Source organism: Companilactobacillus pabuli (assembly GCF_014058425.1).
In the GTDB taxonomy this organism is placed as follows: Bacteria; Bacillota; Bacilli; order Lactobacillales; family Lactobacillaceae; genus Companilactobacillus; species Companilactobacillus pabuli.
This window is the reverse complement of sequence record NZ_CP049366.1, coordinates 1,014,111-1,040,543: the sequence shown is the minus strand read 5'-3', so window position 1 is coordinate 1,040,543 and position 26,433 is coordinate 1,014,111. Positions and strand designations below refer to the sequence as shown.

Annotated in this window: 24 protein-coding genes, 2 pseudogenes and 1 riboswitch; of the genes and pseudogenes, 13 read left to right on the top strand and 13 right to left on the bottom strand. The window is 33.7% G+C overall.

Annotated elements, in window-relative coordinates; all coding sequences use genetic code 11:
- The first annotated feature begins 228 nt into the window (after positions 1–228).
- The 3 genes and pseudogenes from G6534_RS05005 to G6534_RS12175 all read left to right on the top strand — a co-directional run bounded on the left by G6534_RS05005 (position 229) and on the right by G6534_RS12175 (position 4,114).
- The gene (locus G6534_RS05005) at positions 229–1,104 is read left to right on the top strand and encodes a DMT family transporter (RefSeq protein WP_059073373.1); all 876 of its coding nucleotides are present in this window, start codon (positions 229–231) and stop codon (positions 1,102–1,104) included.
- A gap of 142 nt (positions 1,105–1,246) precedes the next feature.
- A pseudogene (locus tag G6534_RS05000) lies at positions 1,247–3,724 on the top strand (family 78 glycoside hydrolase catalytic domain); the annotation flags it as partial.
- A gap of 3 nt (positions 3,725–3,727) precedes the next feature.
- On the top strand, positions 3,728–4,114 hold the full coding sequence (locus G6534_RS12175; RefSeq protein ID WP_338025404.1) for an alpha-L-rhamnosidase C-terminal domain-containing protein: 387 nt from the start codon (positions 3,728–3,730) through the stop codon (positions 4,112–4,114).
- Positions 4,115–4,176: 62 nt separating this feature from the next.
- Here the strand turns inward: G6534_RS12175 and G6534_RS12170 are convergent, their stop codons facing one another.
- The 4 genes from G6534_RS12170 to G6534_RS04975 all read right to left on the bottom strand — a co-directional run bounded on the left by G6534_RS12170 (position 4,177) and on the right by G6534_RS04975 (position 7,287).
- Entirely contained in the window at positions 4,177–4,332 is a 156-nt protein-coding gene (locus tag G6534_RS12170) for a type II toxin-antitoxin system Phd/YefM family antitoxin (RefSeq protein WP_235586297.1), read from the bottom strand.
- Between the two features lie 94 nt (positions 4,333–4,426).
- Positions 4,427–4,585 (bottom strand): hypothetical protein, encoded by a 159-nt coding sequence (locus G6534_RS04985; protein WP_161936628.1) that lies wholly within the window; start codon positions 4,583–4,585, stop codon positions 4,427–4,429.
- An 85-nt stretch (positions 4,586–4,670) separates the two neighbouring features.
- The gene (locus G6534_RS04980; RefSeq protein ID WP_059073375.1) at positions 4,671–5,855 is read right to left on the bottom strand and encodes an amidohydrolase; all 1,185 of its coding nucleotides are present in this window, start codon (positions 5,853–5,855) and stop codon (positions 4,671–4,673) included.
- A 67-nt stretch (positions 5,856–5,922) separates the two neighbouring features.
- Positions 5,923–7,287, bottom strand: coding sequence for a DHA2 family efflux MFS transporter permease subunit (locus tag G6534_RS04975; RefSeq protein ID WP_182083209.1), 1,365 nt, complete (start codon positions 7,285–7,287; stop codon positions 5,923–5,925).
- Between the two features lie 153 nt (positions 7,288–7,440).
- Between G6534_RS04975 and G6534_RS04970 the strand changes: the two genes are divergently transcribed.
- From G6534_RS04970 to G6534_RS04955, 4 genes and pseudogenes are all read left to right on the top strand, one after another.
- Positions 7,441–7,998, top strand: coding sequence for a TetR/AcrR family transcriptional regulator (locus G6534_RS04970; RefSeq protein ID WP_059073378.1), 558 nt, complete (start codon positions 7,441–7,443; stop codon positions 7,996–7,998).
- Positions 7,999–8,155: 157 nt separating this feature from the next.
- Entirely contained in the window at positions 8,156–9,115 is a 960-nt protein-coding gene (locus tag G6534_RS04965) for a lipocalin-like domain-containing protein (RefSeq protein WP_202985863.1), read from the top strand.
- 179 nt (positions 9,116–9,294) lie between these two features.
- Positions 9,295–9,873: a DapH/DapD/GlmU-related protein gene (locus tag G6534_RS04960; protein ID WP_238788915.1), complete on the top strand. Its 579-nt coding sequence runs from the start codon at positions 9,295–9,297 to the stop codon at positions 9,871–9,873.
- A 219-nt stretch (positions 9,874–10,092) separates the two neighbouring features.
- Positions 10,093–10,734, top strand: a pseudogene (locus G6534_RS04955) (SAP domain-containing protein).
- Positions 10,735–10,859: 125 nt separating this feature from the next.
- Here the strand turns inward: G6534_RS04955 and G6534_RS04950 are convergent.
- Together G6534_RS04950 and G6534_RS04945 are read right to left on the bottom strand one after the other, a co-directional pair.
- The gene (locus G6534_RS04950; protein WP_059073381.1) at positions 10,860–12,149 is read right to left on the bottom strand and encodes a bifunctional folylpolyglutamate synthase/dihydrofolate synthase; all 1,290 of its coding nucleotides are present in this window, start codon (positions 12,147–12,149) and stop codon (positions 10,860–10,862) included.
- A gap of 2 nt (positions 12,150–12,151) precedes the next feature.
- Positions 12,152–12,682, bottom strand: a complete 531-nt coding sequence (locus G6534_RS04945) for a folate family ECF transporter S component (RefSeq protein WP_059073382.1) — start codon at positions 12,680–12,682, stop codon at positions 12,152–12,154.
- A 36-nt stretch (positions 12,683–12,718) separates the two neighbouring features.
- Positions 12,719–12,814, bottom strand: a riboswitch (THF riboswitch).
- 500 nt (positions 12,815–13,314) lie between these two features.
- On the opposite strand from G6534_RS04945, the gene G6534_RS04940 reads away from it, so the two are divergent.
- The 3 genes from G6534_RS04940 to G6534_RS04930 all read left to right on the top strand — a co-directional run bounded on the left by G6534_RS04940 (position 13,315) and on the right by G6534_RS04930 (position 16,355).
- The gene (locus G6534_RS04940) at positions 13,315–14,547 is read left to right on the top strand and encodes an oxalate decarboxylase family bicupin (protein WP_059073383.1); all 1,233 of its coding nucleotides are present in this window, start codon (positions 13,315–13,317) and stop codon (positions 14,545–14,547) included.
- Between the two features lie 10 nt (positions 14,548–14,557).
- A complete protein-coding gene (locus G6534_RS04935; RefSeq protein WP_182083207.1) occupies positions 14,558–15,883 on the top strand; it encodes an FAD-dependent oxidoreductase in 1,326 nt (441 codons plus the stop codon).
- Positions 15,884–15,962: 79 nt separating this feature from the next.
- Positions 15,963–16,355: a DUF1275 family protein gene (locus G6534_RS04930; RefSeq protein ID WP_082666871.1), complete on the top strand. Its 393-nt coding sequence runs from the start codon at positions 15,963–15,965 to the stop codon at positions 16,353–16,355.
- 146 nt (positions 16,356–16,501) lie between these two features.
- Here G6534_RS04930 and G6534_RS04925 read toward each other — a convergent pair whose 3' ends face one another.
- Complete coding sequence (locus G6534_RS04925) at positions 16,502–17,386, bottom strand: LysR family transcriptional regulator (protein WP_059073386.1); 885 nt, start codon at positions 17,384–17,386, stop codon at positions 16,502–16,504.
- A gap of 119 nt (positions 17,387–17,505) precedes the next feature.
- Between G6534_RS04925 and G6534_RS04920 the strand changes: the two genes are divergently transcribed.
- Genes G6534_RS04920 through G6534_RS04910 form a run of 3 tightly spaced genes read left to right on the top strand, consistent with a single transcriptional unit; the run spans position 17,506 to position 19,806 of the window.
- Positions 17,506–18,249, top strand: a complete 744-nt coding sequence (locus tag G6534_RS04920; protein ID WP_369833486.1) for an SDR family oxidoreductase — start codon at positions 17,506–17,508, stop codon at positions 18,247–18,249.
- Positions 18,250–18,254: 5 nt separating this feature from the next.
- Complete coding sequence (locus G6534_RS04915) at positions 18,255–18,854, top strand: DapH/DapD/GlmU-related protein (protein ID WP_059073388.1); 600 nt, start codon at positions 18,255–18,257, stop codon at positions 18,852–18,854.
- Positions 18,844–19,806, top strand: coding sequence for an aldo/keto reductase (locus G6534_RS04910; RefSeq protein ID WP_182083206.1), 963 nt, complete (start codon positions 18,844–18,846; stop codon positions 19,804–19,806). Before G6534_RS04915 ends, G6534_RS04910 begins: the two co-directional genes overlap by 11 nt.
- A 425-nt stretch (positions 19,807–20,231) precedes the next feature.
- Here the strand turns inward: G6534_RS04910 and G6534_RS04905 are convergent, their stop codons facing one another.
- The 6 genes from G6534_RS04905 to G6534_RS04880 all read right to left on the bottom strand — a co-directional run bounded on the left by G6534_RS04905 (position 20,232) and on the right by G6534_RS04880 (position 26,403).
- Complete coding sequence (locus tag G6534_RS04905) at positions 20,232–21,098, bottom strand: metallophosphoesterase family protein (RefSeq protein WP_182083205.1); 867 nt, start codon at positions 21,096–21,098, stop codon at positions 20,232–20,234.
- A gap of 413 nt (positions 21,099–21,511) precedes the next feature.
- Complete coding sequence (gene recQ, locus G6534_RS04900) at positions 21,512–23,320, bottom strand: DNA helicase RecQ (RefSeq protein ID WP_182083204.1); 1,809 nt, start codon at positions 23,318–23,320, stop codon at positions 21,512–21,514.
- Between the two features lie 58 nt (positions 23,321–23,378).
- Positions 23,379–24,020, bottom strand: a complete 642-nt coding sequence (locus G6534_RS04895; RefSeq protein ID WP_182083203.1) for a TetR/AcrR family transcriptional regulator — start codon at positions 24,018–24,020, stop codon at positions 23,379–23,381.
- Positions 24,021–24,024: 4 nt separating this feature from the next.
- Positions 24,025–25,095, bottom strand: coding sequence for an ABC transporter permease (locus G6534_RS04890; protein WP_059073391.1), 1,071 nt, complete (start codon positions 25,093–25,095; stop codon positions 24,025–24,027).
- Positions 25,073–25,810 carry an ABC transporter ATP-binding protein gene (locus tag G6534_RS04885; protein ID WP_182083202.1) on the bottom strand — a complete coding sequence of 246 codons (738 nt, stop codon included), beginning with the start codon at positions 25,808–25,810 and terminating at the stop codon, positions 25,073–25,075. Before G6534_RS04885 ends, G6534_RS04890 begins: the two co-directional genes overlap by 23 nt.
- A 98-nt stretch (positions 25,811–25,908) precedes the next feature.
- Positions 25,909–26,403, bottom strand: coding sequence for a methylated-DNA--[protein]-cysteine S-methyltransferase (locus G6534_RS04880; RefSeq protein ID WP_059073392.1), 495 nt, complete (start codon positions 26,401–26,403; stop codon positions 25,909–25,911).
- Between the last annotated feature and the right edge of the window lie 30 nt (positions 26,404–26,433).

Below are 26,433 nucleotides of genomic sequence, written 5' to 3'. Positions count from 1 at the left end.
TTCTTGCAAAAATATTATATCACAAAATGTGATGGTTTGTGGAAAGATAGCTATTTGTAATTAACCTAATACAAACATATAATAAAAACTATATTTCCTTCAAAAGGAGGCTTTCATATTGCTTTATTCACCATTATTCGAATGTGATGTACCTTCATACCGCTAATCAGTGGTGTGAATCCGCTGATTTCTTAACTAATTAAGTAAATAAAGCGGAGGTTTCATATTTTGAACAAAAATAAAATAATAGGTAGCATATATTTAACTTTAGCAGCATGTATTTGGGGTGGGATGTTTGTCGTTGTCAAATCAATCGTCAGTGAAGTTCCACCGATTCAATTAGTTTGGCTACGGTATCTCATCGGGTCAGTTGCCTTATTGGTAATCGCCTTAGTCGCAAAGATTCAGTGGCACTGGGATAAAAGAAATTTATTACTGATCTTCTTAATTGGATTAATTGGTGATACGATATCTATCGTTGCTCAAGAAACAGGTACGATGTTTTCGTCAGCTCAATTGGGTTCAGTTGTAACGACAGCGACACCAGCATTCATGATTATTTTTAGTTGGCCATTATTAAAAATCAAACCAACAAAGGGTAAGTGTATCAGTTTATCCTTAGCAATTTTGGGTGTTGTATCAATTGTTGGTTTCCACTTTAAAGGAAAGAACTTATTATTAGGGGTAATCTTTTTGTTGATTGCTGGACTTACTTGGGCCTTGATGTCAGTTTTAATCGAATTAGTTGATAAAAAATACAGTATCATTCAAGTTACTTTTTTAGGTACTTTAGTTGCTATCGTCTGTTTAACGCCTGTTATTTTCATACAAAAGAGAACCTTATTGAATATATCCTGGGGTAGTGTGCACATTTGGTTAAGCCTTTTATATTTAGGAATAATTTCTACTGCCATTGCATTTTTCCTTTGGAATAAAGGATTAGTCTTATTTCACAGCCCAACATCAGGATTGTTCTTCTTGTTTCAACCAATTGTTGGAACGCTTTTGGGATGGTTATTTTTGAATGAATCAATAAAAGTTGGATTTTTTGTCGGCTTGGGATTGATTTTAGTAAGTATAATCGTATCTATCAGAAATGAATAGTAAAAATAAAGCCAGTCGACTCATTTATATTGTGAGCTGACTGGCTTTTATTTGTTTTATTTCAGATGCAAGAACAGAAAATCAAAAAATTTCAACGGTTGATATTATAAAAAAAGGCGATGTATCATGGAAATATTAATATATGTGGGATGGTAAATTAATGGAAATATACGGTTTGAAATTAAATAACGAAACTAATCCAATTATAAATAGCAATGTTTTTAATTTTAGTTGGAAATTTAAAGAAACTGACAATATACAAAGTAATAAGCAAGTTTCCTATCAAATTTTTATTTACGACGGTACACATAAAACAGTGTGGAATAGTGAAAAAATACAGTCGTCAAAATCTATAAACAATGAATTTGCTGATATACAATTAGAAGATCAGGAGACATACTCTTGGCAAGTAAAAGTCAATGATGAATCTAATAAAGAGATATATTCGAAAGAAAGTAAGTTTTATACTGAAACGAATTGGAAGGATTCAGATTTTATTAGTTCGGATAACAACTCTTCTCTACCAGTATTTACAACCCAATTTAAATTGAACGATAATCCTGATAGTATCAAGTCAGCAACTTTGTCAATTACTGGTTTAGGAACGTATCAATTAATTTTGAATGATCAAAATTTGGGTGAGCATAATGACATAAAAGAAATGCTCAATCCGGGATGGTCGGATTACCATACACAAATCAATTATCAATCCTTTGATGTAAAGAATTCTCTCAGTGAGAATAATACTTTAAAAATACCAATAGGTAAAGGATATCTTTTAGGCAGAATTTCTCAATTTTCTAATTATGAAAGTATCTTTTCTGACAATGTAAAAAGTCCTTTATTAATTTTGAAATTAATGATCAAATTTGATAACGGTAAAAAGCAAGTCATTACAACTTCAAATAATCCAAAATGGCAATTTTTTGATCAATTAAATCACGTGGATAATGATATTTATGATGGTGAAATAATTGATTTCACTTTAGGTTCAACCGACACGAAATCTGTCACTGCACCTAAAATTGATCAACCAACAGTTAAGAAAATTTTAACTCCAAGTAATAGCGCCAAAGTATACGAAATTTTAAAAGATAAGCAAAATCCGATTTTAACTTATAGTTATAATCCTAATAAAGTAATCGCCAATCCAAATTTGGAACTGGGAGAAGTTGAGTTGACTAAAATCACCGATTCTAATTGGATTGCCGATAAAAGTACAAGATTGCTTTTTTATTTTGGACAAAACATGGCAGCAACTATAAACATAACCTTTCAGTCAAAAACAAATGTTAAGACAAAGGTTCATGTTAAAACTGGGGAAATACTAAACGATGGACAAGGAAGCATTGAAAACAAAACTGGTAGTGATGGTCCTAAGAATTCACTCCATCATCGAAACCTGATTTCAGAAATTGGTGGTGATGCTAAATCTGAAGAAGTTTTCATTGTACAAGATAACAATGATCATCAATACAATGCGACATGGACTTTTCACGGATTTAGATACATTGAGGTTGAAGTAGATAATCCCGTCTATATTAAGGGTATTCAACAAATTCCAGTTACCTCATTACTACATAAGAATGCTAATTTGAAAACAAACAATTCTGACTTGAATAGACTCATTAAAAATATTCAGTACGGTGAACAATCTAATTATTTATCTATTCCAATCGATTCGCCTAACAGAGCTGAACGAGCAGGATGGTCCGCAGATGCACAAATATTCACTACTAGTGGTTTAATGGGCTTTGATAGCACGGCTTTTCTCAAAAATTACTTGGAAGTGATCAACAATACCGAAGATAAATCAGCCTATAAGAGTATTATGCCCAAATCATTTTTGCCACAATTAGCTCAATTACAAGCAGCAGGGTGGTCTGATATAGGGATAATATTACCTTGGAAACTTTATAAATTTACTGGCAACGAATCATTTATTTCAAAGTATTACTCTAATATGGTTGAGTATATGAATTTGATAGGAAGTACTAATGATGTCGACACTAATTATGATGATAAAGTCTTCGGTGATTGGTAAGGATTCGCTCCAGCATCGACTCCTTATATGAATGCCATTTATCGAGCTTTCACAGCACAAATTATGGCTGAAGTTTCACATGTTTTGAATTATTTTGATAAAGAAAAGGAATATAAGAAGCTCTTTAGTTTGATTAAAGATTTTATTCAAGAAAAATACGTTTCAAACATAAATGGTAAATTCAATTTATTAACCAAAACAGCTGACAATGTCGATAAATCATTTCAAGGTTATAGCTTTGTAGATAATTCTCAAACCGGACTTCTTTGGTTCCTAAAGTTACATCTTTATTCTGATAAAAGCCAAAAAGACAGTGCTATTCAGGTATTGAAGACCTCAATCGAAAACAATGGACAAACCATCAGAACAAATATGCCAGAGAATTCATTAGCAGTAGGATTCTTAGGAATAAATATTCTCTTACCAACTTTAAGTGAGATTCATTTAAATGATACTGCTTATAATTTATTACTTAGTGATGAAAATCCCTCCTGGTTATTGGCAGTTAAAAATGGTGCAACCACGCTTTGGGAAAGATGGGATTCATATACAAAAGAAAAGGGGATTTCTCCCGATGCAATGAATTCATTTAATCATTATGCCTATGGTTCGATTGCTGAATGGTTGTATTCACAAATGTTAGGAATAAAGGTCGATCCTACGAACCAAAAATATCCAATTATAATTTCTCCTGTTATTGATACAGGTGAAAAATATAATGATCAAGAGAGAATCAAACATGTTAGTGGATTTTTAGAAACTATTTACGGGCAAGTAGCTGTTGAATGGAAGTCAAACGATAAAGTTATGACTGAATTAACTATAGATATTCCTGTAAACAGTGAGGCACTATTGAAATTAGATTCAGCTAGTGCCAAGAATTTGGGTTTATTAAAAGATACTAATGATTCAACAGATACATTCGATTTGAAACTAGGATTTGGAAAACACAGTTTTAAAAATTAAGATATTCAAAAATAAAGCCAATCAACTCAAAATGAAAAAATGAGTTGATTGGCTTTTACTATTTATAAATTTCTAAGATTTATTCCATTAAGTTGGTCTAAATATTCATCTAAATTTTTACGATTAGCCTCTGTACTAAGTAAGTACAAGGTTTCTTTCCAAGATTGAAATTCTTTTTCTGAGATAATAACTACGTTACGATTCTCAGATTTTGTAATAATTACATGATCATCAAAGTCTGCTACATCATCAGTAATTTTTTTAGATTTTTTCTTGCTTCAGAGAGTGTAGTTGCATTGGTATTTCTTGAAATTAGAAGAAAATCAAAGCTAAACCACCAACCAATAAGAAAATATAAAAATATAATCTGTCAGACATAATCTTTCTACCGAATTGCTTGGAATTACTAATGTTTCCAACGATAGCAAAGATTGCCAAAATTATAAGTCCGATGCCTAAAAGTACCGTCATGTAAGATCCCCCATATTCTTAAATGCTCAATAATTATATTATCTTACTTTTTAAAACGGTTTGCTACAATACTTGTCGTCATTTTTTAGCTCCTCAACAAATTCAAAACAACCGAGCCCATACCTTTTGCAGCAACGAGTAAACAATTTTCATCCATTAAAAATTCTGGACTGTGGTGGGGATGATTCATACCGTCATCAGGGTCACAACCTACGTAGAAGAAGCAACTAGGACGTTCTTGTGCAAAATAAGCAAAATCCTCGGAAGGGTCTTGAGGGCCACAATCAAAGACTTGTTTAATTTCTGGGATTTTGGCATCTTTAATTGATTTTACTACTTGCTTAGTTAACTCTTCATCATTGACCAAGACTGGGTAATTGTCATTATAATCAATTTCAACTTTCATATCGAACATTTCAGCAGCACTCTTAGCAATAGTTTCGATACGTTGATGAATCGTTGATCTAGTCGATTCTTTCATGATTCGAACATCGCCTTTTAACTCAACAGAGGCTTTAATAGCATTGTTTGAACCCACGCCGTCAAATGAACCAATCGTCACACTAGCTGTATCGAAGGGATCGACATTTCGTGAAACGACTGTTTGTAAAGCAGTAACGAAGTAACTACCAGCAACGATAGCATCTTTTGATAGGTGGGGCATTGAAGCGTGTCCGCCCTTACCGATAAATTTAATTGAAAAATCTGCTCGACCAGTTTGAGTTTCGCCCCAGTGATAACCAATAGAACCAGTTGGCATTGATGTCATAACGTGTGCGCCAATTACTTCATCAATACCGTCGAGTACGCCATCTTTGATCATACTTTTAGCACCACCTGGAGTAATTTCTTCGGCAGGTTGATGAATGATTCTAATTTTGCCGTGTAATTTGTTCTTCATTTGGTATAAATTTTTGGCTAAAACCATCATGTAAGCTGTATGTCCATCATGGCCACAAGCATGCATCACACCTGAGTTTTCTGATTTAAAAGGTAAGTCATTATCTTCTTGAATAGCTAAAGCATCGAAGTCAGCCCGTAAAGCAATTGATTTGCCGGGACGACCTGAATCGATATCGATTACAAAGCCGTAACCATCACCAAAATTTTTAGTTTCGATACCTAATTTATGATAAAAATCCTTGATATACTTTGAAGTATTCTTTTCATGGAAAGATGTTTCGGGATGTTGATGAAGGTAGCGGCGAATTTGGATAATTTCTGTTTCAGAATCGTTTAAAGCTTGCATTAATTCATTTTGAATTGTCAATTTGATTCCCTCCTTAATTTTTTGATACTTCAAATGTACCACAGAATTTTTAGGGAATAATACGTATTTAATAATTAGTTTTTTCTTTTATAAATAACAATGCTATCAATAACATTAATAATGAAACAGCCCCCATAACCATAAACGACATTCTGATACCGATAATACCTACCGAAGTAGAAACCAAAGTCACAATAGCGGCGAATAATGCTGCTCCCAAAGCCCCACCAATTGTACGTAAACAATTAATAATTGCTGTTCCATCTGTTATTAAATTCTCTGGCAAGTATTTTAACCCCCAAGTCATAATTGGAGTCATTAATGCTGCTACACCAATTCCTTCAAAAATAGTAGCAATGATTATGAACAAAATACTTGATTTTAGATTTAAAGAAGTTGCCATGATAGTAAATATGATCAATGAAATGCTACCAACCAATCCTAAAATCCTTATTCCATATTTATCATAAATATTACCAGCAATTGGACTTAAAATTCCAATTAATAATGCTGCTGGCATCATTACTAAACCATATACTGTTGCCGATTTTCCTTGAAGTGTTTGTATATAAATGGGTAGGACAGTCGTAGTACCATTCAAAATTGCATATAGCAAAAAACTGATTAACGTTGAAAATGCAAATTCTTTACTTTCAAATGCTTTAACATTAAGCAACGGTGCTTTCATATGTAGCTGTTTTGTATAAAAAATGAAAAGAAAAATTAAACCTACTAATAAACTGCCTCCAGTTTGAAGATTGAAAAATTTGAAATTACCAATATTTCCCAAACCATAGATAATTCCTGTAAAAGCTAAAGCAGCATAAATCATAGAACTAATATCAAATGAACTTTTCTCTTGATCCAAAATATTGTCTAAGAATATAAAAGCCAAAATCAAATCTACTATACAAATCACGATAACTACATAGAAAATCAATCTCCAACTACCGACATCAATCAATATACCAGCAATTAATGGCGCAATAACAGGGGTTAATCCTATCGCTAATCCATATAATCCCATTCCAAATCCTTGTCGATCCGCTGGAAAAATTTTTAAAATAATAACTTGTGTTAATGCCAATACTAAGCCATTTCCAATTCCTTGAAAAATTCTTCCAATGATTAAAATAATAAAGTTTGATGCAAGGGCACTAATTAAAGATCCTAATGTAAAAGATCCAACATTAATAAGAAAGATCTTACGAGTGGGAAATCTTTTAATAATAAATGCTGTGATTAGAATCATGATTCCACTAACTAATGAATATAGGCTAGTTACCCATTGAGCACTACCGGCTGATATCTTAAAATCTGTCATTATAGCAGGGAGTGCCGAACTCAAAGCAGTGGCCATCATTGTTGAAATAATAGCCATCAAAATAACCGTAATAAAAATCCCATTTTGTTTCTTTGATAAAAATTTCATAATTATTCCTCTTAACGTAGAAGTATGGTTTACAAGGATTAATTTTAATTGACACACTGTCTTATAACAACCTACAATGTTTGTTATAGTGTAAAATTACTGTACAAGATTATTGAATTTGTCAATTAAACAAAACACATGAGGAGAAAAATCGTGAAAAAAGAAGATCAAAGAACCAAAATAACTAAAGAGATATTTCGAAGAACCTTAATATCACTTCTGGAAACTGAAAATTTAAATAGGATTAGTGTCACCGAATTATGCAAACGAGCAGAATTGAGTCGGGCGACTTTTTATACTTATTACATTGATATTTTTGATTTGTTCGAAAAAATCGAAAATAGTGTATATGAAAAATTAGAACAATTTTTAAAGGAACATGACTCTAACGCTTCCAGATTGGAAAAAATCGTTGAATACGTAGGAGAACACAATCGTTTATTCTCTGTGCTTTTAAATGTGGATGGTTCCAGCAATTTTAAAAGGTCGATTATGAAATTAACTCGGTCTTTTGCAGGTTCTGATGATAAAAGTGAGAGATCAAATATCCACGACTATATAGAAGACTATGCAGTTGATGGAAGTATCAGCGTTTTATTGCACTGGTTACAAAATGGAAAAAAGGAATCTCCGCAAACGATTAGTAATTTATTGACTGTTTTGCAGAGCTATTCTGATAAAGATATTGAAAATGTAATCAAAACTAGTTAGTTTTTCCTAAACAATATTGGCCTTTTAATTACTTTTTGAACATATTTACCAGAAGTGTTAATTAATAGAACAATTCTCTAAACATTGCATATTGATATTGAACACTCTGTAAACTAATATTCAAAGTGTAAACAAAATGCTGAGGAGAATCGAATACATGAATGAATCAATAAAAACAATTAACTATTTAGGAAAAGAACATGGAAATTTTAATCAAGAATGGTTGGCTCATCATAAAGCATCTGAATGGTGGTATGCCACAGGCCTTCTAAATGATGAGAATAATAATTTATACAGTTATCAAATAGTTTTAATCAAAACTGCATTTGGTAATTTAGAACCTTGGAGCACTCAACTAGCATTAACTGATTTTACTAATAACAAGCATTATTTCTTCGAAAAAGCACAAAAAGATGGTGAAGGTTACTCAGTTGGAGATAACTTTGCTAAACGTGATGATCTACTTTCTATCGAAAAAAGTAATGATGGCTTTATTATTAATGCTGAAGCTGACAATTTTAGTATTTCATTACAAACTGAATTTGGTAAGGGCGCATTTTGGCATGCTGATAATGGATATTTAGTAATGGGAAAACCTGAACTTGGATCAACTACTTACTATTCTTATCCTAGTATGCCAACAACTGGTAAACTTATTTTAGATGATAAAACAATTCAAATTAAGGGAAATAGCTGGTTCGACAAACAAGGTGGCGAATTCCAAAGCTTAAATCCTCTAAGTCAATGGGAATGGTTCTCTCTACGCTTCAAAGATAATGAGCAAGTAATGCTATTCTCATTCCCACAAGATGATTACCAAGACGGAACCTATATCACAGACCATTCACAACGTCTCAATAAATATACGATTACACCAAAGAAAATTATTGAAGTAGATGGTATTAAATTCTCATCTGGATGGGATATAGATTTGCCTGGTATTAAAGATGAGCATTATACTTTAGAGCCAATTATGGCAGGCCAACGCAATGGTGCATATTATGAACAAGTTTCAAGAATTTTTGATAGTTCAAACAATCATGTGGGAGACTGTGTAGTAGAATTACTTCCTGGTGCCCGTACTCCTGATTTTAAGAGTGACTGGGGTAAAAGATAAACAAAAAAAACAATCTTTAAAGTGTCCAAGAACTCTTTAAGGATTGTTTTGTTTATATTATAAGAGAGAAATATAAGATATCTTTGATATACAGTTATTGTATTTCTTTAGATACAAGATAAGTATTAGACGAAGTTAGAACCATCCTTTATGCTAAAAGTAAAAATCGTAGAAAGAATGTGTTCAAAATCAACAAAGAAGAAGTTTTGAAGAAAGCTCGTGAAGGTGGCAATTTACGTTTCACTAAAGAAGAACTCGAATTGGTGGATGAAATCGTCGAAAAGAATTCACTGATAATCGATCAAATTAATCAACATTCCCATAATACAAAAGAACGTCGAGAACTATTTAGTCAGTTATATGGATACCAAATTCCCGAGACGACTGACATCAAGGCACCTTATAATGCTGACGTGGGATGTCAAACGTTTGTTAAAGATAATGTTTTTATTAATAAAGATTGTTTCTTCATGGATCTTGGTGGAATTTGGATCGATGAAAAAGTCAAAATTGGACCTCGAGTTAGTTTGGTAACAGTAAATCATGCTGAAAACCCCAATCATCGGGATGATCTAATTACGGGTTCAATTCATATTGAAAGAAACGTTTGGCTAGGAGCTAATGTGACTGTTTTGTCCGGAGTAACTATTGGTGAAAATTCAATTGTCGGGGCTAATGCCTTAGTGACTAAAGATGTTGAGCCAGATAGCATTTACGTAGGAGCACCGGCTAAAAAATTACGTGATTTAAGATACTAAAGGAGAGATTTATTTTGATGACAGAGCACGAAAAATTATTAGCAGGACAAGATGCCAAGAACTTAATTTCCATGCTTTGATTAACATGCCATAATATCAACGTTAAATGCACATTTGTTTGTAATAAAAGTGCCTTTCGAATACTACTGTCGGATAAGTAAATTGATAAAAAAATACAAATAGTTATTCTTAAATTATCAAAAATATTGGAGCAAAAACATGCCAAATAGGCCACAATTTGATTCAAAAATGAATAGTGAAGTTTTCATTAGTTTTTATTGGTACAAAACAGAATTACAACAAATATGCAGAGAATACAAATTACCAAGCTATGGAACAAAAGCAGAGTTAACAGACTATATTGTAAAATTCTTGGATGGCATACCTTTGTCAAATATCAAATCTGTTAGAAAAACAAGACGAAGTACCTCTAAAAAATTGCAGTAAAAAGACATACGATTAAATACAAAGTTGCTGAATTCCGGCTTTTCTTTAAATAAGGAAGCTAGAAAATTCTTTGAAGATTATTACAATGTACCAAAATTCTCATTTCGTAAATCAATGGGCATTAAAATGAGAGAAGTTGAAAAGAGTGGAGATACAAAAGCTACCGTTGCCGATCTAATCCACGTTATAGAAAACGACGAATCAGATATAACTAGTAATAAAGAAGAACAAACTTATCAATGGAACAATTTTGTACGAGACTTCATGAATGATAAATCTTCAAAAAAGTACAAAGATTCAATGAAGTTCGCAGCAATTCTTTGGAAATTAGTGAGAAACTCTGATCAAGAAAAGAAATACAGTCATGAATTAATGATTAAAAATAATAAATTGATTGAAATGTATTTAAAATAGCAAAGTCTGTAGATTTATCGCAGATTTTGCTATTTTTGCTGAATAATAAAAAAAAGTCAACACCCTATTTAAAAGTAGAGTATTGACTTACAATTATAAAATTCATTTAAAACATCATAATTTTATTACTTCAATTGTGACCTTACTTCTGATGAGAAATACAACGATCCAGTAATTAATAGTAATTCATTGGATTTTAAATTGTGTTTGATTTCTTGATAAGCTTTTTTCCAATCAGAACAAAGTGTTATTAATGAGTTCCAATCCTTATAGTCATTTACATTGATAGCTCTTGTATCATTAAAAGTGGTCAATGTAATATCAACGTTTGGAACTTTTAATAATTCTTTTAACATGGTTCCAATATCTTTTGTAACTATGGCTGAAAAAAGGATTTTAACGTGATAATTACTGTAATCACTGAGAATATTCTCTTTCAGTCGTTTAATTGCATGAGGGTTGTGAGCTCCATCCATTATTATTAAAGGATCTGAATTGATTATTTCCATTCTTGCCGGCCATTTTGTTTGTAGTAAACTTTTAGATATTTCTTGCTTATTAAAAGGTAGATTATGTTTCTGGATGTATAAATAATAAACTTCTAAAGCCACTGCCGCATTTTCTGCTTGTTGATGACCAATCAGTGGAGTTTCTAAATTCTTTAATATAGTATGACGATTTACAAAGTCAAATTGTTCAAATCTTTGATTAACAAATGTCTTATAAATAGAATGATAATCTTGATTCCAAATATAAGTACGAGCATGATTTCTGTCAGCATATCGATTGATGACATCTACAGCATTCTTAGGAATATTCCCTAAAATGACAGGCACATCAGGCTTAATAATACCAGCTTTTTGATATGCAATTTCTTCAATTGTATTACCTAAATAAGCTGTATGATCTAAACCAATCGTTGTAATAACTGAAAATTCAGGTTTGATGACATTAGTACTATCTAATAGGCCGCCCATGCCAACTTCAATTATGGCAATATCGACTTTTCCTTGAAAATAATAGAAGGCTAAACCAGTGAGGATTTCAAATTCAGTAATCCCATAAAATTCTTTTTGAGAATCCATCTTTTCTACCAGTGGTTTTATTTTATTGCCCATTTCTATTAGGTCATTATCAGATATTTCCTGACCATTAATTTCTACTTGTTCGGCGAAATCTTTAATAAAAGGGGAGTTAAATGTTCCTACTTTTAGATTATTGGATTTTAATAAATTGGCAAGATAACGTGTAGTAGACCCTTTGCCATTAGTGCCTGCAACATGAATCGTTGGATATGTTTTTTCAGGATTATCAAGTAAACGTAATAGCTCTTTTATACGTGTTAAACCTGGGGAACTGCCAAAATATCCCCTAGAAAGAATCCATTTGATAACATCTTCACCTGTCGTAAACATGATTACTTTTTGACCATATAGCGACTAGTAAGAGTTTTTAACGGTAATGATTTACCAAAGAACATAATGGATCCTGTCTGAATAAAGAGCATAGCAACAGATTTGATAATTCTGGGTATCCATAAACCGATATTGAAAAAAGGAACCTTGTACATGATTGAGAGCCACAGTGGAGTTAAAAATAAGCTAATGATAATAGTATTTAATAACACACATATGAAAGTATTTTTAAAGGTAATTTCTTTTTTATAAAAGAAAAGCCCGTACAATACACCTGCAATGAATGCATTTAAAGTAAAGCCTATGAAAAATCCAGCTTTTCCAAATAATGTCGTTCCAATTATATCAGCCACAACGGAGGAAATACCGGCCCAAAAAGGACCAAAGAGCATTCCTAAAATAGCTTGAGGAATGAATTCAAATGAAACACGTAAAAACTGCGTTTCAACACTTAGATAATTAGTTAAGATAATTATCATAGCGATAAGTAATCCCATCGTTGTAAGTGAATAAGTATTTATTTTTTTGTTCATAATAAGCACCTCGTATAGAGCTGCTACACGTTATTATGCAGCGAATGCGAGAATAAAATCGCAAATAAAAATTTTTCGTTCAAAAGCACATTCCGTCTTTTTGACACTTAACGCTTTATTCTCTACTCTGTTTTTTTTATTTTCCATATTTAAAATGACAATTTATGTCAAATTAGAAACACTTTCCTCCTTTAATTATGAATTTAACTCGTTAAGTATAAAAATAATTTACTGAAAAAATCAAGGTTATTTGCATGATTTTTAAATTAGAAATTAACTACAAGTATTGGATTTAAAATCATAGTTGAGCAATATAAATTGGGAACGAAGGTTAAGTCTTGTCGAATTTGAATTTATAAATCCTATTAAATCAGTATTTTAAAAAAAGTGACAATATTTTTCTAAAAAAATATTATATTTATTTTCTAGGATTTTATATTTTTGTAAATCAAACAAATTATTATAAATACCTTTTATGCTAGATTATTTAAACAAATAATAAAGAATATATGCTCCATTTTCCAACAATTAAATGAATTATTGAAAATAATTTTTTGGTTTTTGAGTTATCGTTTGCCTTTTGAAATCGTTTGCTATACTGTTGAGTTATCAAAAAAAGGACGGTATACAAAATGTCAAATAGAAGAGTTGAACCTGAGCGTACAGCCGATAATGCGGGTTGGATTGATCGAGGTCCTAGAAATTACGAACGTGATTTACAAAACCCTGATTTGCTTGTACCACCAATCACTGATCATGGTACAGTTTCCAATCTACGTTTTAGCTTTTCTGATGCACATATGAGGATTGAAGAAGGCGGTTGGACACGTGAAGTTACCAATCGTGAACTACCAGCTTCACATGATTTAGCTGGAGTCGATATGTGTTTGAAGCCAGGAGCATATAGAGAATTACATTGGCATAAAGAAGCTGAATGGGCCTTCATGATTGCCGGAAATGCTAGAGTAACAGCGCTAGATGCCGAGGGTCGTAGTTTTATTGATGATATCAATGCCGGAGACCTTTGGAATTTTGAAGCCGGAATTCCTCATTCAATTCAAGCCTTGGATCAAGGTTGTGAATTCCTACTTGTATTCAGTGAACCTGATTTCTCTGAAAATAATACCTTCTTACTAACTGATTGGTTAGCCCATACTCCAAAGGATATTATTGCCGCTAATTTCAAAGTTGATGAAAGTGTATTAGCCAACTTGCCTGGTAAGGAAAAATACATCTTCAATGGTGAAGTCCCAGGCCCAATTTCTGAAGTTAAAAAGAACAATCCAAATGGCGACGTACCTTCACCATTTACATTCCATATGAACGATCTGAAACCACACGAGTTCGAAGCTGGTAAGGTCTGGATCATTGATTCAAAAGTTTTCCCAGTTGCACAAACAATTTCAGCTGCAATCGTAGAAATTCAACCAGGTGGTATGCGTGAACTTCACTGGCACCCTAAGTCAGAAGAATGGGATTACTTTGTTCAAGGACACGCCAAAGTGGGTGTTTTCAATTCTGCCTCACTTGCTAGAACCTTTAATTTTCAAGCTGGAGACGTTGGTGTAATTCCAATAGTTGCCGGACACTATATCCAGAATATCGGTGATGAACCTTTGATCTTCCTAGAAGTATTCAAGAATCCTATTTATTCAGATATTTCTCTAAACAAATGGTTGGCAACTTCACCAACACAAATGGTTTCTGATCATTTGAATATCAGTCCAGAAACAGTTGAACAATTTCCTAAAGAAGAAGCCGCAGTAGTTTGGTATGATCAAAGCCATTCAAAGAAGAATGTTGAAAGTTCTACTGAGGAGACCCCTCAAGATCTTCAATATAAAGCCGGACAAGTCTTCAAATAGGAGTGATCAGATGCAATATGATGTTCTAGTTATTGGAGGCGGAGTAGGTGGCGGTTCTGTCGCTTTAAATTTGGCCAGTCGTGGATTTAAAGTAGCCATCGTTGAAGAACGTGACTGGGGTGGAACAACAATCAACCGTGGTAGTACTCCAAAACGTGCATTGTTAGCTAGCGCTGAAACACATTTTCGGATGACTCAGTTAGTAAAAGATGTCGCACCACTTAGTTGGTCAGAAATGGCAAGTCATAGTGCCAAAGTGGTTTTGGCTGCTAATCAACGGTACGGAAATAATTTGGTCAATGCAGGAATAACAACTATCGAAGGTCACGCGACTTTTGTAAATTCAAATACAATTTTAGTTCATGGTCAAAGGTACCAAGCTAAAACGATTGTCTTAGCAACTGGTGCTCGCCCTAGAAAATTAGAGTTCCCTGGAAGTCAATATATGGAACACAGTGCTAGTTTTCTAAAGGCCTCTAATCTACCTGACAAGATAACGATTGTTGGTGCAGGAATCATCGCATTCGCATTGGCTAGTATAGCTACGGAAGCAGGAACGAAAGTAACAATCGTTCAACATAATCGAATGGCATTAAGGATTTTTGATCAAGGTTTAGTTCAAACTCTAATTAGTCGCTTGGAGAATGCTGGGGTAGTGTTTAAATTTGATAATACCATCCAAAATATTACTGAACTATCATCTGGTTCTTACCAAGTAACTACAAATCAAGATCAATTCGAAACAAAAGCCATTTACTGTGTTGCTGGAAGGGTACCAAATACAGAAGATTTGAATTTATCGGTCGCTGGTGTAAAATTTGGTCCACTAGGTATCAAAGTTGATGAAAGACTAAAGACCAGCAATCCTCAAATTTTTGCACTTGGTGATTGTTGTGATGCCCCTGTCCCTAAACTAAGTAATTACGCTATCTATCAAGGTAAATACTTAGGCAATAACTTACAGAAGCCAGTACAATTTCCAATTAAATATCCAACACCTGCCTTGACTGTATTCAGCATACCTAAGTTAGGACAAGTAGGAATTAGTACACAAAAAGCTGCTGATAAGCCTGAACTAGAAGTAAAAACGATGGATATAAAGAATTGGCAAACGTATGCCCGTAATGGTGATGATTTAGCAAAACTAAAAATCATTTTCAATAAAGGTAATCAACAAATCGTTGGAGCAGAAGTTTTGAGTCAAGATGCAGATCAATTAGTTGATTACTTATCATTACTAATTCAACAACATGTCAGTGCTGATGATTTACAACAACAATTATTTGCTTATCCTAGCCAAGCTAGTGACTTATATGGAATTTGGCAATCAAGATAAGTGATTTGACAGCAAAAGCCAGAGCAGGTAGTCCTGTTCTGGCTTTTAGTTTATGTATTTTGTTCAAATTTAAATCAGAATGAGGAAAAAATATGGAGGGAAAATTTCAATATCCAATTTCTTAGATATGTTAGGAAATACTGAAATAGCGGCCATGTTTTTATCGATGACAGTAGCGGGAGAACTGGAAGAATTTAGAAAAGTACGAGGTCAAACGTTCACACCGCTAACAATGACAAGTAATCTAAGGGTATTAGCCGAAGCAGTTTTTGATGAATCTGTTTCTCATGCGGAAACAGCTAGACAGAATGCCATACAGATATTTGCTTTGATGTTTTGTTTTATAACTGGAGCCGGTCTAGTTGGATACACCAAGGACAATCTAGCAAACAAAACAATTTTAATACCTCTAATTATTTTAATAATATTGGCTATATCGTTATTAACTAGTTATGTTAAAAATTTTATTTAAAAGGAAGTCTGATAAATCAGAGCAAAGTCTGTAGATTCATTACAGGTTTTGCTTTTTGTTTTGTTGTGAAAAAATAAAACAGTAACTAATATATCTAAAAAGCATCAAATATGTTGGCTTTTTATTCAATTTAATACCTATAATCATTATTTGTTTGTTTCAACTTCATCATACATCTGCTTTAAAACGACTTTAGCAGCCGAAGACATATTAACGTTCTTCAACCAAATCAAACTACTTGAAGACTTCAAATGTGGATATAGTGGGCGAAAAACTAGATCAGTTCCGATTGTATTGATTGTACGTCCTACGCCAAGTGCATATCCAACTCCAGATTCAACAAAGAGTAGGGCGTTATAAAGCAAATCGTATAGTGCCGTTACTTTTAATTTTTCTTGATTACTGCCAATCCATTTATTCAGCGTATTAGTAAATTCAGGTTGTCGAGAAATTATTAAATTCGATGCTAATAAATCATTCTTATTTATTGATTCTTTCTTTGCCAAGTCATCATTTTTGGGTATAAAGAGTCCCCATTCTTGATTGCCCGGAAGATTTAAAAAACTATAATTCTTATTATCCGTTGGTGAAAGAATGATTCCAAAATCAAAAATTCCATTATCTAATGACTTTTTGATCGTATCAGCATTCGTACTGACAAAATCGATGAGTATATTAGGGTAATCATTATTAATTTTCTTAGTCGCTTCGGCCAAATATTTAACACTAGGTGTCTCATTACAACCAATGATGACTCTTCCACTGATTGAAGAAGGTTCATTTCCAATATTTAACTCCGCTTGATCAGACAAAGTAATGATTTGTTTAGCCTTATCTACTAAATATTTGCCGTCTTCAGTCAAAGTAATCTCTCTATTTCCACGTATAAAAAGCTGAGTTCCTAATTCATCTTCCAATGCTTTAAGCTGTCGAGATATTGTAGGTTGAGAAATGTGTAATAACTGAGCAGCCTTATTCATATTCTTTTCCTGTGTAACTGCTAAAAAATATTTTAAAACTCTTATTTCCATGTTTTTTCCTCTGCCTTTTAGTTAGACCTATTTTTTCATTATAGGTATTAGACATTACTAGTGTCAACCCATATAATCTTAGGCATAGAGTTACGAAAGAAAGAATTCGAAAGGAAAAAATTATGAGTTTAAAAAATAAAACAATTATCGTTACAGGAGCATCGAGTGGTATTGGTGCAGAAACAGTAAAACAATTAGTATCAGCCGGTGCTAATGTGGTCTTTGGATCAAGAAGACTTGAACCTTTAAAAGAGCTTGCAGATAAATTGCCAAAGGATCAAATTGCTTTCATGTTCATTGATGTTACAAAAATAGACGATATGAAAAAGATCGTTGATTTAGCTGTTCAAAAGTTTAAAAAGGTTGATGCGCTTTATAACAATGCGGGAATTATGCCACTATCAAAATTACGTGATGATAGACGAGATGAGTGGAAACAAATGCTTGATATCAACGTCATGGGTGTCCTAAATGGAATTTCTGCAGTTCTGCCTGTTATGCATAAACAAGGTTTTGGTCATATATTAGCAACTGATTCTGTAGCTGGTCACGTTGTATATCCAGATTCAGCTGTATATGCCGGTACAAAGTTTGCTGTGAGAGCAATCATGGAAGGTTTACGACAAGAAGAACTAGATAATCATATTCGTTCAACAATCATTTCCCCTGGAGCAGTTCAAACCAATTTGTATAAAACGACCAAAGATGAAAATCAAGCTAAAGAATTAGTAGAATCATGGAAGCAACCAAATAACTCATTGATCACTAGTGACGTTGCAAGTGCAGTTGTCTTCGCTATCGATACACCACAAAGGGTGGCTATCAGTGATATTGTTATTCGTCCTTCTGAGCAAAGGGTCTGATTTTAATGGCAGAAAGCTTAAAAGTATTTAAAGATGCATTAAAAGGGCAAACGATTATTTATAACAGTAGCGAATATGACGAATTAGAGCCTATCGTTCAAAAAGATATTGAAATTCTGAGAAAGTACAATCAAACTACTCACTCTTATGAAGAAAGCCAGAGTTTACTTGACGAATTATTTGAACAAAAAAATGAAAATCTAACTATTATGCCACCATTCAATGTGGATTTTGGACCACAAGTTAATCTTGGAAAAAACATTTATATAAATAAAAACGTCAATATGGTTTCTCTAGGTGGAGTAAACATAGAAGATAATGTTTTGATTGGTCCTAAAGCCATCATTATTTCAATCAATCATGATCAGAATGAAAAAAATAGACGAAATTTAATACCCAAAAGCGTTCATTTAAAGAAGAACTCTTGGATCGGTGCCGGAGCAATAGTTCTTCCTGGTATCACAATTGGTAAGAATTCCATTGTTGGAGCTGGCTCAGTGGTCACAAAAGATGTACCAGATAACGCAGTTGTTGTAGGCAATCCCGCAAAAGTAATTAAAAAATTAGAAAACGAAAATAAAAGAGGAAATAGAAATGAAAAATAAGAAATTAGAAACACCAAAAATTGTTATTGGAACTTGGGCATGGGGAGATACTGGCGAATTAGGAAATGGATATTTCGGCAGTAAATTAGAAAAAAATGACCTTCAAAAAGTTGCTAGTAAGGCAATCAAAGCTGGTTTTACTATGTGGGACACAGCTGCTGTTTACGGCATGGGACATTCGGAACAAGTTCTAGGAGAAGTTTTAAAGCAATATGATCGTAACGATTACCAATTATCAACAAAATTTACTCCACAAATCGCTGAAGACGTTGAAAATCCTGTAGAAACAATGTTAGAGGGAAGTCTTAAAAGACTGAATACAGATTATATTGATCTATATTGGATTCATAACCCTAAAGATGTAGAAAAATGGACTCCATATTTGATTCCACTTTTAAAAGAAGGAAAAATTAAACATGTTGGAGTTTCTAATCACAATCTTCAAGAGATCAAACAAGTCAATGAGATACTAGGCGAAGCTGGATATAAGATTGATGCAATCCAAAACCATTATAGTTTGTTATACAGAAGTTCTGAAAAGGCTGGTTTAATTGAATACTGCCAAGAAAACAATATTGACTTCTATTCATACATGGTCTTAGAACAAGGAGCCTTGACTGGAAAATATGATTCTTCTCATCCATTTCCTGAGGGAAGTACTCGAGCAGAAATCTATAATCCAATGATGCAAAACTTAGAATCATTAAATAACAGTTTGAAGATCATTGCAGAAAAACATCAAGCTTCAGCAGCTGATATTGCGACAGCTTGGGCTATTCAAAAAGGTACAACACCAATTATTGGCATCACTAAATCTAAATATATTGATGATGAAATAAAAGTTACTAATATAAGACTATCTAATGAAGAAATGAATATGCTCGAAAAATTTGGAGATTTAGCACAAGTAAATACTCGTGGTGAATGGGAAAAAGATATGAATATTAATTAGTTAGATTCTTATTTCTTGATATACTTGATATATATGTGAACGTGCACATATATTTTTTAAAATTACGGGTTAGAAGTAAAAATTCATTTATTTAGAGCAAATCTTGTTCAAATGCATTTCTCATAGTTCAATGACTAAGTGATCAAATTATTTACCTTATAATTACTATTTAAAACGTAGCAAAATCTGTAGACTCATCACAGATTTTGCTTTTTGTTTTGTTACGAAGAAATAAACTAAGAACCAATGTATTCTAAAAAGAATTACAAGTATCAAATTTAAAATCATAATTAAGCAATCCAAGCCAAAAAAATAGAGCAGAACAAAAAATACCAAAATCCAGTAGTTAAATCGGATTTTGATATTTAAGGTTACATAATATATATTATACGAAGTTGTGTATTTGAAGAAAAAGAACCTCTAAATTAGAGATCTTGAGAAGATTCTAAATTCTTCAGATATTCAAGTGCATCAGACTTATAATCATGCTTCTCAATTTGTTCATTTAAAGCATCATCATCGTGCGTAAAAGTTATTCCTTCAGCAAATAGTCGTTGATACAGCTCACGAAATGGTAAATCATTTTCTTCGGCGATTTTTAATTCGTCATCAATTGAGTATGCGACTTTTCTGAAGTTTACATCGACAAGTCCTTGATCAAAACTTAAAACTGCATACTGAGCGCGTCTGTCAGCACGGAATTTTTTCCAAGCAGTATATGGTTGGCCAATTGAGCCGGGATTAATAACCAATTGATCTTGGGAGCTAGTTCTCATTAATTGATGATGCACATTAGCATATATTGCGAGGTCGTAAGGTTTGTTGAATAATAACTCATCGAAGTTGGCTTGATCTTCATATGGAAGCAATTCGTGTCCAAAGTTTTTCTTTGGATGATTGTGCGTTAAAAGGATATTTAAGCCTTCAAAGTTGATATTTTTTGAAATAGGCCATTGCTGGACTTGTTGGATATATTTAGGGTCAAGGTGATTCTTTACGTATTTGATTAACTCAATCATATAGGTGGTTTGGGGTTTATTGATATATTCTTTGCTGACACTCAAAATATTTTCAAATAGGAAATCGTCCCAATTGCCACGAATGAATTGGGTAGTATTGATTTGATTGAGTAGTTCCAAAATAGACTCTGCACCAGGACCAGGCATGAGTAGGTCACCTAAAAACCAATATTCATCTACCCTTTGCTTTTCTGCATCTTTAATGACTTGAGAAAAGGCGGTAAGATTGCCGTGAATGTCCGAAATGTCCGAAATAATTGCTACTTTTTTCATTGTTTGCCCCCTTCTTTTGTCCCTATTCTTTGATTTTAACGCTTTTTGTGTCATAATTTTTTGTTTTTGGTTTTTTGAGTTATGTTTTCGTAAAACATATTATTTAAACAATTATTTCATTTCAAATATGCATTACATTCTGATTGATTTATTGAGTTTTTCACTATTTTAAATGAACAGTTCATCATTAAATAATCATAGAATGCGTCTCTCAGACATCACTTGATCGTCATATAGTCCCTTTTTAGCCCGAAATACAGTTTTAATCCCGTCCTCCCTTTTTCAGATCCCCGTCATATCAAGGTTTGTTTCCCTTTTTATTTTTTACCTTTGATTTTAAGTTTTCGTAAAACATTTATTATTATCTACCCTAGATTGACAAAAAAATAGATCATTTCTAAATGACCTATTAACTACACTTCTGAAGCTTGATACTCTTTAATTTCATTTAAGAAGCTTTCACCATACTGCTCTAGTTTTACTTTACCCACTCCACTGACGTTGAGGAAGTCGGCTTCAGTAACTGGATTTTTCACGCACATATCTTTCAAAGTCTTATCTGAAAAAATCATAAATGGTGGCAAAGCTTGTTTTCTCGCCCACTTCGTTCTCAAAGCACGTAATTTCTCGAATAGATCCATATCGAAACTGCCATCAGCCACAATGGTTCTACTCTTAGTAACGTTTTCTGGTTTGTATTTCGGAAGATCTTGACGTCTGGCCACGTTAATTTTTCCTTTTAAGACGTCAACGCCCTTTTCTGACAATTTCAAGGTTGGATACTTACCACCTGACCCGGTCAAATAACCATTGGCTGCCAAAAATTCAATAAAACGGCTCGTTTCTTTTAAGGTCCAATCTTCAAAAATACCAAAAGTCGACAGTTCTTCAAAATGATGCCAGTCATTTGCTACGTCATCTTTGCCGACTAAAACTCTGGTAATCATCTTCTTACCGAAGTTTTGTCCCATTCTAACGACACAGCTCAAGGCTTTTTGGGCATCAGCTGTTACATCCACCACTTCACGGTCATCTAAACAGTTAGAACAGCGACCACAAACTTGGGTATTCGTTTCCCCAAAGTAATCCAAAATAAACTTCATCAGACACGTCTGCGTTTCAGCATAACGACTCATCTCAAATAGTTTCTTACGCAAACTCAACTTGTATTGATCATCACCTAAGGATTTATTGATGAAAAATTGATGCAAGCGCAAATCTGCTGGCGTATACAATAAAACTGCTTCAGCTGGCAATCCATCACGTCCTGCACGACCAACTTCTTGATAATAGTTCTCAATTGTCCCAGGTACCGTAAAATGCAGCACATAGCGCACGTTAGTCTTATTGATACCCATTCCGAAAGCATTTGTCGCAACGATTACGTTGATTCGGTCAAATAGAAAATCTTCTTGCTGATTGTGACGTTCCGAATCACTTAACCCAGCGTGGTAGCGACCGACTGAAACATCATTTTCTTTCAAAAAATTGTAGATTTTATCAACATCTTCTCGACGACCGGCATAAATAATACCAGATTCGTCTGGATGCGACTTCACATAATTTAAAACATAATCAATTTTATCTACGCCACGTTCAATCTTTAAGGCCAAATTATCGCGATCGAAACCAGTTTTAATGATATTTTCATCGGGAACATCCAAAATTCTAGCTAAATCGGCTTGGACTTCTTCTGTAGCCGTAGCTGTCAAAGCTAACCATGCGCAATCAGCCGATAAGTTTTTTAAAGGTTGGATCATTTCCAAGTAGCTACTGCGAAAATCATGACCCCAAGACGACAAAACGTGGGCTTCATCAATCGCAATCAATGAAATATCTAAACTTGACAACCAACTATAAAACTCTTCATCGACGATTTTTTCCGGTGCAACAAATAACAGTTTGACCGCACCACTTTCGATGTAACGCATTCTTTCTTCGCGGTCGTGCCACTCAACAGTACTATTCAAAAAAGTTGCCGGAATACCATCTTCATTCAAACTATCCACTTGGTCTTTCATCAACGAAATCAATGGTGAAACGACTAAAGTCAGTCCCGACATAATTGTAGCTGGCAACTGGTAACAAATTGATTTACCGCCACCAGTCGGCATGATCCCCATGGCTTTTTTGCCGTCTAAGACCATTTGAATCAATTCTTTTTGACCTGGACGAAACGTATCGTAACCAAATTCTTCCTTTAAGATAGCTTCTAATTTCAAGGTAAAAAACTCCTATTTATCAAAAAATATATAGTTAAAGCATAGCATAGATGTAAAATTATTTTTTAATTGCCCTTAAAATGCTGACTTCAATTTGTTTCAAACCTGTTTGAATCGTTGCTTCGTCTTGAGTGGATATTCGTTGGGTTTGAATGAAATAGAAAATGATTTGACTGACAACTAGTCTCAAAAAGCCTAATTCATCCAGATCATCCCTCAACTCATTAGTTGCTTGAAGTGGCAGCCAAATATTTTGTTCAAAAATATCTTTTATTTCAGCAATTTTTTGTAGGACTTTATCTTTAATTTGCTGATTGATCAATAATTGTGAGACTAAAATCATTGCTGCATCTTTATTTTGTACCAAAAAATGATATCGATCTTGAACGATGAAATGAATCATACTAGCTAAATTTTTATCCTGTTCCGATAACTTCTGTGCGAATTCTTTACCATAAGTCGGCAATAAATGCTCAATCAAAGGTTCCAGAATAACGAGCAACAGGTCTTCTTTAGATTTGTAATACTTAAAAATAGTTGCCTGGCTCATCCCTGAAGCTTCAGCAATCTGTGAAGTAGATGTTCCATAATAGCCTTGCTTAGAAAACAAATTAATAGCAGCCTTTAACACTTGCTTCTTTCCAAATGGCATGTCACTAGTCATTAACCAGTCATTTATATCCTCAAATGCTTGTTCCATTTTGTTACACCTTTCTATATTTTTTCAATCCTTGAATATTTAAAATCGTCAATATTACTAAAAATAACAATAAAACTCCAATCTCAGGCAAAATTTTGCCAAAGCCGTCTCCAGACATGACTACGCCACTCAAAGCATCCCCAGCATATTTTAATGGCAAGATATAAGATATCGCCTGTACGCCTTTAGCCATAGTATCTAAAGGAATGATCCCTGAGAAAAATATTTGTGGCACGATGATCAAAGGAATAAATTGCATCATCTGAAATTCCGATTTAGCAAAGGTCGACATTAAGATTCCAAACGCTAAGGCGACCAACGCTAAAACGAAGTTAATTAAAATTACGTAAAAAATACTACCAACTACTTCAACTTTTAGCATCCAGACGGTAAATAAGACGACTAACAACGTCTGTAAAATTGCTAAAACACCATAGCTGAGCATATATCCAAAAACTATCTCTGAACGTTTTACCGGTGTCGCTAAGAGTCGGTTTAACGTGCCAGATGTTCGTTCATTCAACAAAGCCATCCCTGAGATCAAGAATACAAAGAAGAAGACGAAAAATCCCATTAAAATTGGCACTATTTTGTCAAAGAAATTAGTATCAGCATTACCATACTCGTATTTTTGCTGAATTTTAGGCTGTGAAACTTTTTGTCCTAGCGGTTTTAAAACTCGTTTCATCTCCTGCATAGAATTAGCTAACAGAGACATTCTAAAAGCGGACTTAACTGCTTTAGTTTTACTAGCGTCAATATTGGCATAAGTTACTTGAAAATTATTACCTTTAGCTTGCACGATAGCATCTACTTTTTGATTGGATAAAGCTTCTTTTGCCTCTTTAGTGTCGTCGTACTTTTTAGTAGTTAAATGACTAGTCTTACCTAATTGAGTAACTAAGCCCTCATTGACATTTACTGTAGCAACTTTTACGTCCATCGTAGAATTAACTGAGAAGACTAATTTCATCAAAAATAAAATAAAGATTGGTGCTAAAAACATCAACATCAAGGTTCTTTTATCTCGCAATAATTCTTTCGTAACTCGTTTAGCGATTGCTATTGTTCGCATTATTCAAACCCTCCGCCTTCAAAAATACTTCTTCAATCGAATTGACTTGATAAATTTTCTCTAAACTTAACGGATCGTCATAGGCAATGATTTTTCCATCGAGTAATAAAGCCACGTCATCACACAATTGAGCTTCATCCATTACGTGAGTTGTTACTAAAATTGTTTTGCCCTGATTGCGAAGATTCTGTAATTCTTGCCAAATCTTTCTTCTCAAAGCTGGATCTACTCCGACTGTTGGTTCATCTAAAATCAAAATATCATTATTGCCTAACATCGCAATTGCTAACGAAAGCCGGCGTTTCATCCCTCCAGAATAACCACTGACTCGTTTGTCCAAATCTTTAGTCAAATCAACGACTTCTGCTATGTGTTCGATAAATTGCTTTGAATTTCTCAGAGCTTTCATATCCGCATAAAATTGCAAGTTTTCTTGGCCAGTCAATTGCTCGTACAAAGCATCAGATTGAGCCATATAACCGATTCTTCCTAATAATTTACGATTAGGCATTGTTTGTTCAAAAACTGTCGTCGACCCTTTATCTGGCACTTCCATACCCAAAATTATCTTGATGATGGTCGATTTACCTGCACCAGAGGGTCCAATTAATCCAATAATGCGTCCTTCTGGTATTTGAAAATCCACTTGTCTTAAAACCGTTTGCTGCCCAAATTTTTTAACTATCCCCCGCATTAAAATAACGTTGTTAGCCATAATCTATCCTCCTCGGCTAGTATTTTACCAGTGAGTGAGTGGTTACTCACTATGCTTTTCCCCACAGTATAGTACTAGCTAAAATAAAAAGCCATCCCTTATTTGAGATGACCTTCTAAACTCAATAAACTCTCTTTCATGACAACTCCACCACGATATTGACCGATTTTTCCCGTTTTAGTTACTACTCGATGACAGGGAATGACCATTAGGACAGGATTCTTGCCGATAGCACTCCCTACCGCTCGAACTGCTTTTGGTTTATTGATCTCTTCAGCAATTTGCGTATAGTTTCTAGTTTGTCCATAAGGAATCTGTTCTAAAGCTTCCCAAACACTTTCTTGAAAAGCAGTTCCTGAAATATCTAGCTTCACATCAAATTTCTCGAGCTTACCTGACAAGTACGCTTCTAGTTCGGTGGCAATTTTAGTTAATCTAGCTTCATCTTCTATTAATTGAACATCTAGATAAAAATCCGACAGTTCTTTTAAGTCTCCATCTGCTGAACCGACAAAGGCTAATCCTTTTGCAGTAGCGGCCAAAAAATAAGTATGCCCTACGAGCTTGAATTGGTGATAATACAAGGTTTTCATATCCATTCTCCTCTCTTTATTAGCATATTA